The sequence below is a fragment of the Nocardioides luteus genome (assembly GCF_000960475.2).
GTDB classification, from domain to species: domain Bacteria; phylum Actinomycetota; class Actinomycetes; order Propionibacteriales; family Nocardioidaceae; genus Nocardioides; species Nocardioides luteus_A.
In genome coordinates this window covers 15,635-30,657 of the sequence record NZ_JZDQ02000006.1, presented here as the reverse complement: position 1 = coordinate 30,657, position 15,023 = coordinate 15,635, and the positions used below count along the sequence as shown (strand labels likewise).

Here is a 15,023-nt window from a genome sequence, read left to right as displayed (position 1 = left end):
CTCTGCCGAACCAGGTCCCGGACCTGGTAACTACACACCATGGGGGGCATCACCAGATACGGGAACGCCCGGCACATCCTCGTCGCCGGCGTCATCGCCATCATCATGACCGTCGCGGGGCTGGCTTCGGCCGGCCCCGCGACGGCTGCCAACCCGGTCACCCCGGGCAACTTCACCGGCTTCGGGTTCGACCAGTGCCAGGCACCGTCGCAGACGGCGATGGACCAGTGGTGGAAGGACTCGAACTTCACCGGCGTGGGCATCTACATCGCGGGCAAGTCGCGTGGCTGCCGCGTCCAGACCTACCTCTCGGCGACCTGGGTGCGCACCCAGCAGGCCCGCGGCTGGCGGCTGCTGCCGGTCACGCTCGGTCCGCAGGCATCGTGCAACCCGCGCTATCCCCGCTACGGCGACGACCCGACGATCAACCCCGACCCGGCCGACGGCTACGCGGCGGCGAGGCGTCAGGCGATCAGTGAGGCCAACGCGGCCGTGGCCGCGGCCCAAGGGTACGGGATCGCGGCGGGCAGCACGATGTTCTACGACCTGGAGGCCTTCGACATCACGAACCAGGCGTGTCGTGAGTCGGCGATGTGGTTCATCTCCGCTTGGAGCTACCGGATCAAGGTGCTGGGCTACCGCTCGGCGATGTACTCCAGCGCGGCGTCGGGGATCAAGGCGATCTACGACGTCCGGCGAGCCCAAACGCCCGGATTCACCTACCCATCGGACATCTGGATCGCCGACTGGGACGGCAAGGCGAACACGTCCACGACGTACATCCCCGACTCCGTGTGGAGCGACCACGACCGGGTCAAGCAGTACCACGGCGGCCACGACGAGACCCACGGCGGCGTCACCATCAACATCGACACCGACTACCTCGACGTCGGCCGCGGCTCCTACGCCCCTGCTGTGGTCAGGTGCGGCGGCGTACGCGTCGACTTCGACTACTACCCCGACCTAGCGCCGGCGACGTCGACCTACACCCCGCCCGCGGCGTACGTGAAGGCGCTCAAGTGCATGCTCAGCACCCGGGGCACCTTCGACGGCGTGATGAGCGGCTACTACGGCTCCGCACTGAAGGCAGCGGTCCACGACTGGCAGCGCGCGCACGGACTGGCTGTTCGGGACCTGTGGACCCGGGGCGCCTGGAAGACGCTGTGGGCCGCCAACCGGCACCCGATCCTCAAGCGCGGCTCCGCCGGGGACCAGGTCCGCGACCTCCAGCGCGCCCTCAACTCCACCACCCGCACCGAGGAGCGGGTCAAGGTCACCGGGGTCCTCGACTGGACCACCCACGTCGGCCTGACCAACTACCAGCGGCGGCTCGGGCGCACCGTCAACGGCTTCGCGACGGACGTCACCTGGTACGACCTGGCCCACGCCCGTTAGGGCCAGAGCTCAGGCGAAGGTCTTCTCGACCAGCGAGGTGAAGAAGCCGAGGCCGTCGGTGCCCGACCCGGTGAGGGTCTCGACCGCGTGCTCGGGGTGGGGCATCAGGCCGACGACGTTGCCGGCCTCGTTGGTGATGCCGGCGATGTCGTTGACCGAGCCGTTGGGGTTCACGTCGAGGTAGCGCGCGACGACGCGGCCCTCGTCCTCGAGCCGCTTGATGGTGTCGGCGTCGGCGACGTACTGCCCCTCACCATTCTTCAGCGGAACCACGATCTCCTGGTCCTTGGTGAACGCTGAGGTCCAGGCGGTCGAGGTGTTCTCGATGCGCAGCTTCTGGTCGCGGCAGATGAACTTGAGGTGGTCGTTGCGCAGCAGGCCGCCGGGAAGCAGGTGGGACTCCACCAGCATCTGGAAGCCGTTGCAGATGCCGAGGACCGGCAGGCCCTTCTGAGCACCCTCGATGACCTCGGTCATGATCGGGGCGAAGCGGGAGATGGCACCGCAGCGCAGGTAGTCACCGTAGGAGAAGCCGCCCGGCAGGATCACCGCGTCGACGCCCTGGAGGTCGTGGTCGCCGTGCCACAGCGCGACGGCCTCGTTGCCACCGACGCGGACGGCGCGCTGCGCGTCGACGTCGTCGAGCGTGCCCGGGAAGGTGATGACGCCGATCTTCACTTGGCAGGCTCTTCCACGCGGACGACGTAGTTCTCGATCACCGTGTTGGCCAGGAAGGTCTCGGCCAGCTTCTCGATCTGGGCGAGCGCGTCGTCGGTGATCTCGGGGATCTCCAGCTCGAACCGCTTGCCCTGACGGACCTCGGTGACCCCGGTGAACCCGAGCCGCGGCAGGGCGCCGAGCACGGCCTTCCCCTGCGGGTCGAGAATCTCGGGCTTGGGCATGACGTCGACGACAACGCGAGGCATGGCCGCAGTCTAGGTCAGGGGTACGTCACGCACCTACTCCCCACAGGTCACTCGATGCCGCGCTCCAGATGGTCGAACCCGGCCACGAGCGCGGCCCGATACCCGGCGTCGACCGCCGCGAGCGGCTCCCCCGCGAGGAGCCGCCCGGCGGCACCAGTGAAGGCCTCCCGGATGACCGCGACGGCGAGCGCCGCCGTCAGTCGTGCCGACGGCCCGTCGTCGGCGACACCCGAGGCCTCGATCTGCGCCGCCAGGTGGTCGCACAGATCGTCGACGAGCTCTCGCGCCCTGGCTCGCAGCGCCGGCGAGTCGAGCACGGTGCGCCAGAAACGGACGTACCGCTGCTCGAGGCCGAGGAACGGGTGGCGCTGCTGTTCGAGGTCGGTCATCAGGTCGCGCAGGGCGCGCATCGGGGTGCGTTCGCCCCGGCGCGCGATCGCATCACCGAACAGGCTCCTGATCTCGGGGACACGGTCGAAGAAGATGTCCTCCTTGCGCGGGAAGTAGTTGAAGACGGTCACCTTCGAGACGCCGGCGGACTCGGCGATCTCGGCGATGGTGACCGCCTCGAAGCCGCGGGCGGCGAACATCTGCGTCGCGACGTCGGAGATCCGTTGCCGGGTCTGCGCCTTCTTGGTCTCGCGGAGCGATGTCATAGGAAAATAATATCCGACTAAATTTTGAGTCTGGTACAACTTTTTGCCATGGATGCTGATGTGACCGTGGTGGGCGCAGGTCCCGCGGGGTTGATGCTGGCTGGTGAGCTCGCTCTTCGCGGAGTCTCGGTCGTGGTGCTGGAGCGGCGCGAGACACCCGACCAGACGATCAGGGCGGGGTCGATCAATGTGCCGACCGCCGAGGCGTTCGACCGGCGCGGGCTGCTGCCCGGGCTGCTCGATGCTCAAGCAGCCAACTTGGCCGCGTTCTCGAAGTTCGCCGGCGGCGGAGCGGTCAAGCCGCCACCGAAGTTCGCGGGACACTTCGCCGGCATGTTCCTCTCGGCGGACCGGTTCGACGACGCCGACCCGGCCTTCGCCGGGCGCGGGCCGGCGGGCGAGGTGGGCTTCGTCAACCAGCAGCAGGTCGAGGCGCTGCTCGGCGCCTGGGTCGCGGAGCTCGGTGTCGAGGTACGCCGCGGGGTGGAGATGACCGGGTTCACGGCCTCCGCGGAGCGCGTGACCGTGCAGACCGGCGGTCGAGAGATGCACACGGGCTGGCTGGTCGGCTGCGACGGGGGCCGCAGCGCGGTGCGCAAGCAGGCCGGGTTCGACTTCCCGGGCACCGGGCCGGAGCTGACCGCCTACCAGGCCGTCGTCGACCTCGACGGCGAGGAGCCGGCGAAGGGCTGGCACACCACCCCGACCGGTATCTACGCGTACGGCCCGACGCCCGGGCGGATCCTCACCGTCGAGTTCGGCGGGTCGCCCGTCGACCGGGACACGCCGGTGACCGCCGCCGAGCTCGAGGCGAGCCTGCGCAGGGTCACCGGTGCGGACGTACGCATCACCGGGGTGAGATCTGCGACGAGGTTCACCGACAACGCCCGGCAAGCGGCGACCTACCGGCAGGGGCGGGTGCTACTGGCCGGCGACGCCGCCCACGTGCACTCGCCGTTCGGCGGGCAGGGGCTCAACCTGAGCGTCGGCGACGCGGTCAACCTCGGCTGGAAGCTGGCGGCCGTCGTCCGGGGCGCCGCGGCCGAGGATCTCCTGGACTCCTACACCGCGGAGCGTCACCCGGTCGGGGCCTGGGTGCTCGACTGGACCCGCGCCCAGATCGCGATCATGCGGCCCGACCCGTACGCCCGAGCGATCCGTTCGGTCGTCGGCGATCTGCTCGGCACCGTGGATGCCACGACCTACTTCGCGAAGCAGATCTCGGGGGTCACCCACCGCTACGACCTGGGCAGCGAGCACCCGCTCGTCGGTCGCAGCGCACCCGATCTCGTGCTCGCCGACGGCAGCCGCCTCAACGAGCACCTCCACGCCGGCACCGGCCTGCTCGTCGACCTCGGCGGCCTGCCTGCGGGCGCCGACACCTGCTCGCTCCCGACGACCCGGGGCACTGACGGCGACCTCCCCGGGCTGCTCGTCCGCCCCGACGGCATCGTGGCCTGGGCCGGAGGGTCAGACGACCTCGACGTCGCACTGAAGAGGTGGTTCGGCACGAGCGCCTGAGGGCCGGACTGCGTCGACCCCTAAACCGTTGGCTATCGGGCAGCGCGGGCTTTACCGTCGATCCTCGTGCGCCACCTGCTGCTCGACATCGCCCCGTTGCGTACGTCGCCGGCTTTCCGCCGATTCTTCATCGGGCGGGCGGTCTCGGGGCTCGGTGGGCAGATCTCGGTCGTCGCGGTGATGTACCAGGTCTGGGAGTCGACCCACAGCCCGTTCTGGTCCGGCAGCGTCGCCCTCGCCCAGCTCGTCCCGATGCTCACGATCGGGCTCTGGGGTGGCTCCGTGGCGGACCGGGCCGACCGGCGCTCGATCCTGATGGCCACGACGATCGCCCAGCTCGTCCTGGCTCTGCTGCTCGTCGGTCAGGCCCTGTGGCTCGGCACTTCACCGGCATCGCTCGGGCCCGTCCTGGCCCTGGTCGGGCTCGTCGCCGCTGTGGGCGCGGTCGCCGCTCCGGCGGGCATGGGCGTGATCCCGCGCCTGCTCCCGGCCGGGCAGGTCGCCGCCGGGCTCGCCCTCAACCGGCTGAGCTTCCAGGGGTCCATGCTGCTGGGTCCGGCGCTGGGCGGGCTGATCATCGGCTACGCGGGCCTCGAGATAGCGTACGCCGTCGACGCCGCCTCCTTCGCCGCCGGCTTCCTCGGGGTCCTCGGCCTCCCGGCCCTCGCTCCCGCCGTCAGGAGGAGCGGCGGTGGTGTCCTGGAAGGACTGCGCTTCGCCGCCACCCAGCCGGTCGTACGCGGCGTGCTCCTCGTCGATCTGGCGGCCACCGTCCTGGCCATGCCGGTGAGCCTGTTCCCGCTGGTCAACGAGGAGCGGTTCGGTGGCGACCCACGGACGCTCGGGCTGTTCCTGACCGCGATCGCGGTGGGTGGCGTCGCGGCCTCGCTGTTCTCGGGTTCGTTCACCCGGCGCACCCGCCCGGGCCTGATCACGATCGGTGCCGCCGCGATCTGGGGCATCAGCCTCGGTGCCGTCGGGCTGGTCAGCTCACCGTGGCTGTGCCTCGCCCTGCTCGCCGTCGCCGGCGCGGCCGACTCGGTCAGCGTCGTCACCCGCGGCACCCTGATCCAGCTCGCGGTGCCGGACGACCTGCGTGGCCGGACCGCCGCGGTCGAGATGATCGTCGGCGCCGGCGGTCCGGAGATCGGCAACCTGCGCGGCGGCGCCGTCGCCCAGCTCACCTCGGGCTCGTTCGCGCTGGTCAGCGGGGGTCTCACCTGCCTGCTCGCCCTGGCCGCCGTCGGCGCCACCGCGCGGCCGATGCTCGCCTTCAGGACCACGTAGGTGCGGGAAGGTCGAAGTTCGCAGTCACCACGTGGCTGCGAACTTCGAGTTCATCGACCGCGTTGCTCCGAACATTCAGGGCACGACCGCAGCTCCCCTGACCAGCCGCCGCGGGCGAGCAGCTCACCGATGCGGACGGCGGTCCGGCACGGATCACCGAGCACCTGACCGTAGGTGATCCGGACCGTCCGCAGACCCCGCACAGCCGCCGCATCCAGGTCACGGGCATGGTCGGCGTCCCGAGACGCAGCGCCGCGGTGGAAGGCACGGCCGTCCAGCTCGACGACCAGGCCGTACGCCGCGTAGGTGACGTCGCGCTCGACGGAGACCCCGGCGACCGAGTCGGCGACCTGGCGTTCTCCCGTCGGCAGACCATGAGCGCGCTCCACGCGCCTGAGGTATTCACGCTCGAGCACCGAGCATGCGCCTGCCGTGAGGTCATCGAGCAGCTCGCGGAGGAGGCGCCGATCGCGCAACCGTCGGCGATGCCCCAGGGCCTCGACCAACGCCCCTGCCCGCAACGCCTTGCTCTGGACCAGGTCGGCGAGCATCGAGAATGCCTCGTTGACGTCGGCAGCCTCCGCGGCCGCATCGATCGCGGCTTCAGCGACCAGCTGTCGCGGCGGATAGGCGGCCCAATCGACGTACCCGTCGAAACGAGCGCGGCGCCGGACGATCACCCCACAGGGCGCACGCACGGTGCGACTCATGGGGACCATCACCTCGATCGGGCCTCGCTCCGGCGGTTTCGGCAGCGCAGATCTCCCGGTCAGAGCGGCCGGCCAGCACGCCAGCACCGCCGCCCACGCACGCTGACCCCACGTCGGATTGCCGGTGTGGTTGACGTAGACACCCGGATGGATCGCGGTGATCTCACGGTTGCGTACGAGACGGCGGATGTCGTGGTCCTGAGCATGCAGCTCACGCAGCTGTTTCCTCGAGATGACCCCGCCCTGGATCTCATCCCGCAGCCGCTCCATCCCGTCACGGTCGGACGGCTGCCTCACTGCGCCCGAGTGGTCCACACCGTCAGTTCTACCCCAACGCTCGCCCCACGAACCCGAAGATCGCAGCCACCGAGTGACTGCGATCTTCGAGCTACGGCACCTGCCGGCGTACGAGATCCCTTACTTCAGCTCGCGCTTGAGGATCTTGCCGGTGGCGGTCATCGGGAGGGCGTCGACGATCTCGACGATGCGCGGGTACTTGTAGGCGGCCATCTGCTCCTTCGACCAGGCGACGATCTCCTCGGAGGTCGCGGTGGCGCCGGGCTTGAGGACGAGGACGGCCTTGATCTCCTCGCCGTGGGAGTCGTGCGGGACGCCGATCACGGCGGCCAGCGAGACCGCCGGGTGGGTCAGCAGGACCTCTTCGATCTCACGCGGGTAGACGTTGAAGCCGCCGCGGATGATGAGCTCCTTGGCGCGGTCGACGATGTAGTACCAGCCGTCCTCGTCGCGCTTGGCGAGGTCGCCGGACCGGAACCAGCCGTCCGAGGTGAGTACCTCGGCGGTGGCCTCGGGGCGGTTGTAGTAGCCCTTGAAGATGTTGTGGCCCTTGATCGCGATCTCGCCGATCGCGTCGGGGGTCCACTCGATGTCGTCCCAGGACGCCGGGTCGATCAGGCGCATCTCGACACCGGGGATCGGGACACCGATCGAGCCCGGGCGCACCGGCTGGCCGTAGAGCGAGAACGACGCCACCGGGGAGGTCTCGGAGAGGCCGTAGCCCTCGAGGATGGTGACGCCGAAGCGCTTCTCGAACTCCTTGTGGATCTCGACCGGGAGGGCCGAGCCGCCGGCGGCGGCGACGCGCAGGTTCTTGGCGAGGGTGGCCACGTCGATGTCCTCGGAGAGGGCGCCGAGGAGGCCCCAGTACATGGTCGGCACGCCCGCGAAGAAGCTCACGCTCTCCTTGAGCATGGTCGCCAGCGCGGCCGCGGCGTCGAAGCGGGGCAGCAGCACGATGGTGCCGCCGAAGGCGATCGCGCCGTTCTGCACGACGGTCTGCCCGAAGGCGTGGAAGAGGGGCAGCACGGCCAGGTAGGTGTCGGGCCGGTCGGCCGAGGCGCCGAAGAGCTCGGCACCGGCCAGCGCGTTGTCGCGCATGTTGCGGTGGCGCAGCTCGGCGCCCTTGGGCTGGCCGGTGGTGCCGGAGGTGTAGAGGATGACCGCGGTGTCGTCCTCGTCGGTGGCCACGGTGTCGAACGTCGGCGGCTGGGTGCCGATGCCCTGGCCGAGGGTGGTCACGCCCTCGATCGGCGAGGCGGCGGTCGGGTCGGCGGTGATCAGGAAGAAGTTGTCGACCCCGGCCTCCTGTGCGCCGGCGTGCGCCTCGGCGCCGATGGCGAGCTCCGGCGTGCCCTCGAAGGCGAAGAGAGCCTTCGCGTCGGAGTCCTGGAGGTGGTAGGCCACCTCGCGCCCCTTGAGCAGCACGTTGAGGGGCACGACGGTGGAACCGGCCTTGAGGATGCCGAAGTAGACCATCGTGAAGTAGGGCAGGTTCGGGCTCATCAGGGCGACCCGGTCACCCGCGCCGATGCCCTTGCTCGCCAGCAGGTTCGCGACCTGGTTGGCGGCACCGTTGACCTGGGCGTAGTTCAGACGGACGTCCCCCAGCACGATCGCGGTGCGCTCGGGATAGGTCGCCGCGGAGTCTTCGAGCAGCGAAGCAAGGTTGTACGTGGACACATGGCCTCCAGTGGTGTGCGTGCTACGCGTCACAACCTACCCGCGCGTAGCCTCCCGGGAAACACGGTCCACAATTTTAGTGAGACACGTGTCTCAGAATCGGTGGCCGGTCAGTTTCTCGTACGCCTCGACGTACTTCGCCCGCGTGCGCGCGACGATCTCCTCGGGCAGCTCGGGCGGCGGACCACCGGCGGCTCGGTCCCAGCCCGACTCGGGCGAGAGCAGCCAGCGGCGGATGACGTCCTTGTCGAAGCTGGGGATCGCGGACCCGGGGTGCCACTGCGCAGCGTCCCAGTAGCGGGAGGAGTCCGGCGTGAGGACCTCGTCGGCGAGGACGATCGTGCGGATGCCCAGGTCGTCCTGGCGTACGCCGAACTCGAACTTCGTGTCGGCCAGGATGAGGCCGCAGCCGCGGGCGATCTCGTCGGCCCGCTGGTAGACCGCCAGGGTCAGCCGGCGCACCGCGGCGGCGTCGTCCTCGCCGATCAGCTTGGAGACGTACTCGTAGGTGACGTTCTCGTCGTGGTCGCCGAGCTCGGCCTTGGTCGCCGGGGTGAAGATCGGCGGGGTGAGCCGGGAGCCATCGACCAGGCCGGCCGGGAGCCGGATGCCGCAGACCTCGCCGGTGCTCTCGTACTCACGCAGGCCCGAGCCGGTCAGGTAGCCGCGCGCGACGCACTCGACGGGAAGCATGTGCAGCTTCTGGGCGATCACCGCACGGCCGGCCACCGACTCCGGCACGTCGGTCGAGAGGACATGGGTCGGCACCAGGTCCTCGAACTGCTCGAACCACCACAGCGACAGCCGGGTGAGGATCTCGCCCTTGTCCGGGATGACCGTGTCGAAGACGTGATCGAAGGCCGAGATGCGGTCGCTGGCGACCATCAGGAGCTGGCCGGCGTACGGGCCCTCCTCCAGCTCGTAGAGGTCGCGCACCTTGCCGGAGTGGAGGTGCTTCGCGCCCGGGATCGCCGGCGCCGCGGGGATGTTGAGTTCAGCCACGGGATCAGCCTAAGAGATCGGCCATCGAGACAGCGCTGCCGGAACCGTTTCTCGCTTAAGTAGACTGTTTCTAGCGATTTAAGCGGGAGGGCCGCCATGGAACGACGACCACAGCCGGATTTCTTGATCATCGGAGCACCGAAGGCCGGCACCACGGCGCTGCACTCGGCGCTCGCGCGGCACCCGCAGGTGTTCGCCACGACACCCAAGGAGCCCAAGTACTGGCTCTGCGACGACGCTCCCCCGCCGCACTGGCGCGGTCCGGGCGACAAGCACTCCCAGCAGGAGTGGGTCTGGCGGCGACAGGACTACGACCGCCTCTTCGAGGCCGCACCCGAGCACGCGGTGCGGGGCGAGAGCACGCCGTTCTACCTCTGGTCCAGCAGCGCCCAGCGACGGATCGCCGAGCACCTCCCCGAGGCGAAGCTGATCGCCGTCGTGCGCGACCCGATCGACCGCGCCTACTCCAACTGGATGCACCTGTGGTGCGACGGCCTCGAGCCCGTCGCAGACTTCCTGGAGGCGTTCGGGCGACAGGACCGGCGCGCCCACGAGGGCTGGGCGCCGTTCTGGCGCTACCGCGAGCTCGGGCTCTACGGCCAGCAGCTCGACCACCTCTACAAGCTCGTCGGCGAGGACCGGGTCCTGGTGGTGCGCTACCGCGACATCGTCGACGAGCCGGCCGCGACCGTCGACCGCGCCTGCCGCTTCCTCGGCATCGAGCAGGGCCACGTCGACCACATCCCGAAGGACAACAGCAGGACGTACGTCGAACCCGGCTGGCGCCCGAAGGTGCTCGGTCCCGTGGTCAGGGGCGGTGCCTGGCTCGGCCAGTTCGCCCCGCCGGAGATCTGGCGTCGGGCCTATCCGCCGCTGCTGCGCCAGCTCGCCGGACCCGGCGACCACCACCGGCCCCGGCTGACGCCGGAGCAGCGCGAGCAGCTCCTGCCGGCCTTCGCCGAGGACATCGAGCTGCTCACCAAGGTGAGCGGACAGGACTTCTCCGACTGGCTCTCCACGACCAGCCGGGGGTCGTTCCAGGAACGGGCTCAGCCGCTCAGCGAACCAGCGTGACCAGGTCGTGGGCGCCGTCCTCGCGGGCGGCCTCCACGTAGTAGCGGATGCGGCCGTCCGGCAGCGCCACGGCGCTGGCGTAGCGGAAGGCGCCGTCGGAGTGGGGGCTGGCGATGGGGGCAGCCTCGGGATCGGCGACCAGACGGGTGCCGTCCCAGCGGGCGATCCCGGTGGTCTCGTACCAGTTCGACTCGGCGTCGGCGCGGCCGTCGTAGAGGACGACGAGCGGGTCGTGGGAGACGACCGTGGTGACCCGCGCACCGCGGGCGTCCCACCGGCCGGGGCGGCCGGCCAGGACCTCGCCGTCGTCGTGCCACTCCAGGCCGTCGGTGCTCGTCAGGTAGCGGGTCGTCATCCGGTCCTCGTGTCCCGGCTCGGTGAGCGGGTGGCAGCACAGCCACATCTGCCAGGTCTGGGTGACCGGGTCGATCGCGATCACCGGGTCCTTGACCGCGACGGTGTCGCTGCCGGGGTGGACGACCCGGCGCTCGCCGTCGGGCAGACCCTCGACGGTGTCGGCGGTGAGGCTGTCGACCCACCAGTGCTTGGAGTCCCAGGTAGCGCAGGAGAGGTAGAGCCGCCAGCCACCCTCGGGCAGCGGCACCAGCACCGGCCGCTCCAGCGACTCGCAGCCGAACTGGTCGCGGTGGACCTCGGTGACCGTCTCGAACCGCACCCCGTCGGTCGACCGGGCGACGCTGACCGTCACCCCGCGGCCGTCGGAGAGCGGACGCCGGTTGCGCCAGGTCAGCCAGAAGACCCCGTCGACCAGGACCGCGCTCGCGGCGCCGGCCCAGTTGCCCGGCCCCTCGCCGGGCGCCGGGATCACGAGCTCGGCACCGTCGTAGGACGGGAGGGACGGAAGCACACCAGTGGTCATGGAGTCATCTTAGTCGAGTCACTCACTCGTCTAAGGATCCACGCGGGGTGGTCCGGAGATGTAACACGTCGTTCGTAGGACTACTCGCCCTGTCGGAACGACCGGATAGTCCGACGAACAGCGTGTTACACGTCCGCCCACTGTGGCATCGTTCGGGCCATGGCCGAGACAGCAGATCAGATCTATGCCCGCGTCCAGGCCGGCGGTGACCTGCCCGCGCCGAGCGTGACCGAGTGGGACGTCTTCCCGTGGGTCGTCCGTGACGGGGAGATCGCCCCCAAGCCGCTCGCCCCGCCCGCCCCCGAGGAGCCTCGCAACGGCGAGGACGGCGTCGACTGCAACCTGTGCGCCACCGACCGGCCCGACGTGATCTGGCAGGACGAGAGCTGGCGGGTCAAGCACCTGAAGCAGTCCGGGCTGCCGGTGGTGCTGATCCTCGAGCCGCTGGAGCACTACGACCTGCCCGATCTCGACGAGCACCAGGCGGCCGAGTTCGGGGTCCTCACCGTGCGGCTCGTCCGGATCATCGAGAGCCTGCCCAACATCGCCCGCTGCCACGCCATGCGCATCGGCGACGGCGCCGAGCACCTGCACATGTGGTTCCTGGCCCGCCCGAAGGACCTGCTCTCCGTCCGCGGCAGCTTCTCGCCCGACTGGGACGACATCCTGCCTCCCGGCCCCGAGGAGATCTGGCGCGCCGACCTCGCCGAGGTCGCCCGCAAGCTCGCCACCCACGGCGGCGAGGCCCTGGTCTGATGGACCTGACCGACGAGGCGGACGTACGCCGCCTGCTGGACGTGATCGAGCAGGAGATCGTCCCGCTGACCCGTGCCGGAGTGGCCGCCGGCAACAAGATCTTCGGCGCCGCGATCCTGCGTCGCGCGGACCTGTCGGTCGTGGTGGCCGAGACCAACAACGAGACCGAGAACCCGCTGTGGCACGGCGAGATCCATGCCATCAAGCGCTTCTTCGAGCTGCCGGCGGAGGACCGGCCGGCGCCGGCCGACTGCCTGCTGCTGGCGACCCACGAGCCGTGCTCGCTGTGCCTGTCGGGGGTGGCCTGGTCGGGGTTCCCCGAGTTCGCCTATCTCTTCAGCCACCAGGACTCGGCCGACTCCTTCGCGATCCCGTACGACCTGGCGATCCTCAAGGGCGTCTACGCCGTCCCCGATCCCGACCGCGACGAGGCCGACCCGGCGCGCGACCTCTACAACCGCACCAACGACTACTTCACCAGCACCGCCCTCGCCCCGCTCGCCGACCCCGAGCAGCTCGCCCGGATCAGCCGGACCTACGACGAGCTCTCGGCGGCGTACCAGGAGCGGAAGGGCGGCGGCGCGATCGCCCACCCCTGACCGGCCGCCGAGCCGCTCAGTCGTTGCTGCGCCAGCGCAGCAGCCCGGCCGCGGCGGAGAGCACCACGACGACGGCACCGTAGGCGTAGGTCGTGGTCGTGAGACCGACCTGCGGCGTCACCAGCCCGGCGATGACGGCAGGGACACCGAAGGCCAGGTAGGACACGATGAAGATCACCGCGAAGACCTCCGCCCGCTCATGGGCCGGAAGCATCGGCACGATCGTGCGCAGGATCCCGAAGAACGCGGTGCCGAAGCCGGTCCCGACGACGATCACGGCGACGAGGTAGGCGGTCGCCGAGCCGGCCAGCAGCGCGAGCAGGCTGAGCACGGTGCCACCGGCCAGCGCGGACGTGCCGTAGAGCGTCGTCGCGCGCGCCGAGCGGTTCCGGAACGCGTACGCCGCCAGCGCGCCGGAGCCGGCGAGGGCCCCGATCGCCAGCCCCTGGACGATGTGGCTGGTGGCGCCCAGCTCGGTGCGTACGATCGCGGCCCCGAGGGAGAGGAACAGACCACCCGTGGCCCAGCCGGCGAAGATCGCCGGGGCGCTGCGGGCGAGCAGGCCCCGGATGGCCGGCGGCACCGCGATCCGCGGACGCAGCGAGGCGAGCAGGCCCTCGTGGCGGGGCGCGGTCTCCGGAGCGAGCCAGACACCGGCCGCGAGCAGGAGGGACAGGACCACGAGGGTGTCGAACACGATGGCCCGCGCGTCGCCGGCCGCCTCCAGGGCCACGCCGGCGACGACCCCACCGACCGCCAGGCCGACCATCGGCGCGACCGCGTTGGTCACGGCCGCCGATCCGGGCCGTGACGGCCGCTCGAAGTCGGCCATGGCGGCCGACAGGGTCGAGAGCAGCAACCCGCTCGCGACCCCCTGCAGGATCCGCGCGTCGAAGAGCACGGCGGCACTGTCAGCACCCTGGAAGAGCGCGAAGCTGCCCGCGAGGAGAAGGAACCCGACGGTCACCACCGGGCGTCGGCCGACATGGTCGGAGACCGAGCCACCCACGAGCAGGGTGACCAGCAGCGCCACGGCATAGACCGCGAAGACCGCCGTCATCACCCAGGGCTGGAGCCCGAGTCCGACCTGGAGGTCGGGATAGAACGGGGACGGGGCGCTGGCCCCGGCCATCATCAGCACGACCGCCGCGAGGGCCACCGCCGCGCCGAGTCGTCGCCCGACGACGGCGTCCGTCGTCGTACTGCTCACTGCTTCTGCCGACATCACCACTCCATCCATTGTTCGAATTATTTCGAACCTTTCAAGGAGCGTACGTGCATTCCGACGACTGTGCAACTATTATCGAACCATGAGTTCTTCCCCGGACCTTCCGCATCCTGAGCGGTCGGAGCTCTCGCTGACGACGGTGCTCTTCGCGCTCAGCGACCCCGAGCGCCTGGCGATCGCCCGCCAGCTGGTCGACGGACCCCTCGACATGGCGGAGTGCCACCTGAGCAACCCGGACGTGCCGAAGTCGACGAAGTCGCACCTGATGAAGGTGCTGCGTACGGCCGGGGTGGTCCGCAACGAGGCCAACGGCCGCGCGCGGCGTCTCTCGCTGCGTCGCGAGGATCTCGACGCTCGGTTCCCGGGTCTGCTCGACGCCGTCCTCTCCGCGGACGACCCCAAGCCGAAGGCCTAGCGACGCCAGGGCGCCGGGCGGCCGTGCAGGAACCACTCCATGTTGCGGGTGATCCATGGCAGCCCGAAGTAGGTCATGAACGGCAGCGTCACGGCCATCACGCCCAGCACCTTCAGCGGCAGCACCCAGTCGGCGACGAACGGCCCGATCAGCCAGTTGGCGAGCAGGCTGACCGGGTAGAACATCAGGAAGATCGTGATCGTCTGCTTCCACCTCGGCGGAGCCGTCGCGACCCCCGAGACCTGCTCGACGTCATAGGTGCTCGGCGGGTCGAACCAGCCCTCGATCCCGGTGCGCCGCTCGATCCGGGTCTCCTCCACGAACGGCTCGCCCGCACCCAGCCACCAGCCGCGCTGGCGGCTGTTGTCCCAGCGCCCGAGGGTCTCGTGGGAGTCGAACCGGTAGAGCAGGTGCCACTGGTCGGAGTCCGGTGCCGGCCGCACCCAGCCCGCCCCCAGGAATCCGGGGAACTCACTGGCCAGCCGGATCCCCGCCTGCATCCAGGCGACCATCTCGTCGCGACGCTCCACGGAGACTCGGCGGGCGATGGTCACGGTTACCGGATCGGACATGCCGTCCATCGTCGCAGGCACG

The 15,023-nt window shown here is 70.2% G+C and carries 16 protein-coding genes; 7 read left to right on the top strand and 9 right to left on the bottom strand.

Annotated elements, in window-relative coordinates:
* Positions 1-39: 39 nt before the first annotated feature.
* The gene (locus tag UG56_RS05230; protein ID WP_052693602.1) at positions 40-1,395 is read left to right on the top strand and encodes a glycoside hydrolase domain-containing protein; all 1,356 of its coding nucleotides are present in this window, start codon (positions 40-42) and stop codon (positions 1,393-1,395) included.
* A gap of 9 nt (positions 1,396-1,404) precedes the next feature.
* On the opposite strand, the gene purQ is transcribed toward UG56_RS05230, so the two are convergent.
* From purQ to UG56_RS05215, 3 genes are read right to left on the bottom strand one after another with little or no spacing between them, the layout of a single operon-like run.
* Positions 1,405-2,073 carry a phosphoribosylformylglycinamidine synthase subunit PurQ gene (purQ, locus tag UG56_RS05225; protein WP_045549146.1) on the bottom strand — a complete coding sequence of 223 codons (669 nt, stop codon included), beginning with the start codon at positions 2,071-2,073 and terminating at the stop codon, positions 1,405-1,407.
* The gene (gene purS / locus UG56_RS05220) at positions 2,070-2,321 is read right to left on the bottom strand and encodes a phosphoribosylformylglycinamidine synthase subunit PurS (protein WP_045549147.1); all 252 of its coding nucleotides are present in this window, start codon (positions 2,319-2,321) and stop codon (positions 2,070-2,072) included. Before purS ends, purQ begins: the two co-directional genes overlap by 4 nt.
* 47 nt (positions 2,322-2,368) lie before the next feature.
* Positions 2,369-2,977: a TetR/AcrR family transcriptional regulator gene (locus tag UG56_RS05215; RefSeq protein WP_045549148.1), complete on the bottom strand. Its 609-nt coding sequence runs from the start codon at positions 2,975-2,977 to the stop codon at positions 2,369-2,371.
* 48 nt (positions 2,978-3,025) lie between these two features.
* On the opposite strand from UG56_RS05215, the gene UG56_RS05210 reads away from it, so the two are divergent.
* Positions 3,026-4,498: an FAD-dependent monooxygenase gene (locus tag UG56_RS05210; RefSeq protein ID WP_045549149.1), complete on the top strand. Its 1,473-nt coding sequence runs from the start codon at positions 3,026-3,028 to the stop codon at positions 4,496-4,498.
* Between the two features lie 66 nt (positions 4,499-4,564).
* Entirely contained in the window at positions 4,565-5,785 is a 1,221-nt protein-coding gene (locus UG56_RS05205; protein WP_071326883.1) for an MFS transporter, read from the top strand.
* A gap of 50 nt (positions 5,786-5,835) precedes the next feature.
* Here UG56_RS05205 and UG56_RS05200 read toward each other — a convergent pair whose 3' ends face one another.
* The 3 genes from UG56_RS05200 to UG56_RS05190 form a co-directional block, all read right to left on the bottom strand.
* Positions 5,836-6,810: a hypothetical protein gene (locus UG56_RS05200; protein ID WP_218145139.1), complete on the bottom strand. Its 975-nt coding sequence runs from the start codon at positions 6,808-6,810 to the stop codon at positions 5,836-5,838.
* A 102-nt stretch (positions 6,811-6,912) separates the two neighbouring features.
* Positions 6,913-8,475 (bottom strand): long-chain-fatty-acid--CoA ligase, encoded by a 1,563-nt coding sequence (locus UG56_RS05195; RefSeq protein ID WP_045549152.1) that lies wholly within the window; start codon positions 8,473-8,475, stop codon positions 6,913-6,915.
* A 93-nt stretch (positions 8,476-8,568) separates the two neighbouring features.
* On the bottom strand, positions 8,569-9,477 hold the full coding sequence (locus UG56_RS05190; RefSeq protein WP_045549153.1) for a phosphoribosylaminoimidazolesuccinocarboxamide synthase: 909 nt from the start codon (positions 9,475-9,477) through the stop codon (positions 8,569-8,571).
* A gap of 123 nt (positions 9,478-9,600) precedes the next feature.
* Between UG56_RS05190 and UG56_RS05185 the strand changes: the two genes are divergently transcribed.
* Positions 9,601-10,551, top strand: a complete 951-nt coding sequence (locus UG56_RS05185; RefSeq protein ID WP_084100544.1) for a sulfotransferase family protein — start codon at positions 9,601-9,603, stop codon at positions 10,549-10,551.
* Here UG56_RS05185 and UG56_RS05180 read toward each other — a convergent pair.
* Entirely contained in the window at positions 10,535-11,431 is an 897-nt protein-coding gene (locus tag UG56_RS05180) for a hypothetical protein (protein WP_045549155.1), read from the bottom strand. The two genes, UG56_RS05185 and UG56_RS05180, sit on opposite strands and share 17 nt — an antisense overlap.
* A gap of 159 nt (positions 11,432-11,590) precedes the next feature.
* Here UG56_RS05180 and UG56_RS05175 point away from each other — a divergent pair, with 159 nt between their 5' ends.
* Together UG56_RS05175 and UG56_RS05170 are read left to right on the top strand one after the other, a co-directional pair.
* The gene (locus UG56_RS05175; protein WP_045549156.1) at positions 11,591-12,187 is read left to right on the top strand and encodes a hypothetical protein; all 597 of its coding nucleotides are present in this window, start codon (positions 11,591-11,593) and stop codon (positions 12,185-12,187) included.
* The gene (locus UG56_RS05170; protein ID WP_045549157.1) at positions 12,187-12,786 is read left to right on the top strand and encodes a nucleoside deaminase; all 600 of its coding nucleotides are present in this window, start codon (positions 12,187-12,189) and stop codon (positions 12,784-12,786) included. Before UG56_RS05175 ends, UG56_RS05170 begins: the two co-directional genes overlap by 1 nt.
* A gap of 16 nt (positions 12,787-12,802) precedes the next feature.
* On the opposite strand, the gene UG56_RS05165 is transcribed toward UG56_RS05170, so the two are convergent.
* Entirely contained in the window at positions 12,803-14,011 is a 1,209-nt protein-coding gene (locus UG56_RS05165) for an MFS transporter (RefSeq protein ID WP_071326882.1), read from the bottom strand.
* Positions 14,012-14,096: 85 nt separating this feature from the next.
* On the opposite strand from UG56_RS05165, the gene UG56_RS05160 reads away from it, so the two are divergent.
* Positions 14,097-14,429 carry an ArsR/SmtB family transcription factor gene (locus tag UG56_RS05160; protein WP_045551907.1) on the top strand — a complete coding sequence of 111 codons (333 nt, stop codon included), beginning with the start codon at positions 14,097-14,099 and terminating at the stop codon, positions 14,427-14,429.
* Here UG56_RS05160 and UG56_RS05155 read toward each other — a convergent pair.
* Positions 14,426-15,001, bottom strand: a complete 576-nt coding sequence (locus UG56_RS05155) for an antibiotic biosynthesis monooxygenase (protein ID WP_256206446.1) — start codon at positions 14,999-15,001, stop codon at positions 14,426-14,428. The genes UG56_RS05160 and UG56_RS05155 overlap by 4 nt on opposite strands.
* Positions 15,002-15,023: the final 22 nt, after the last annotated feature.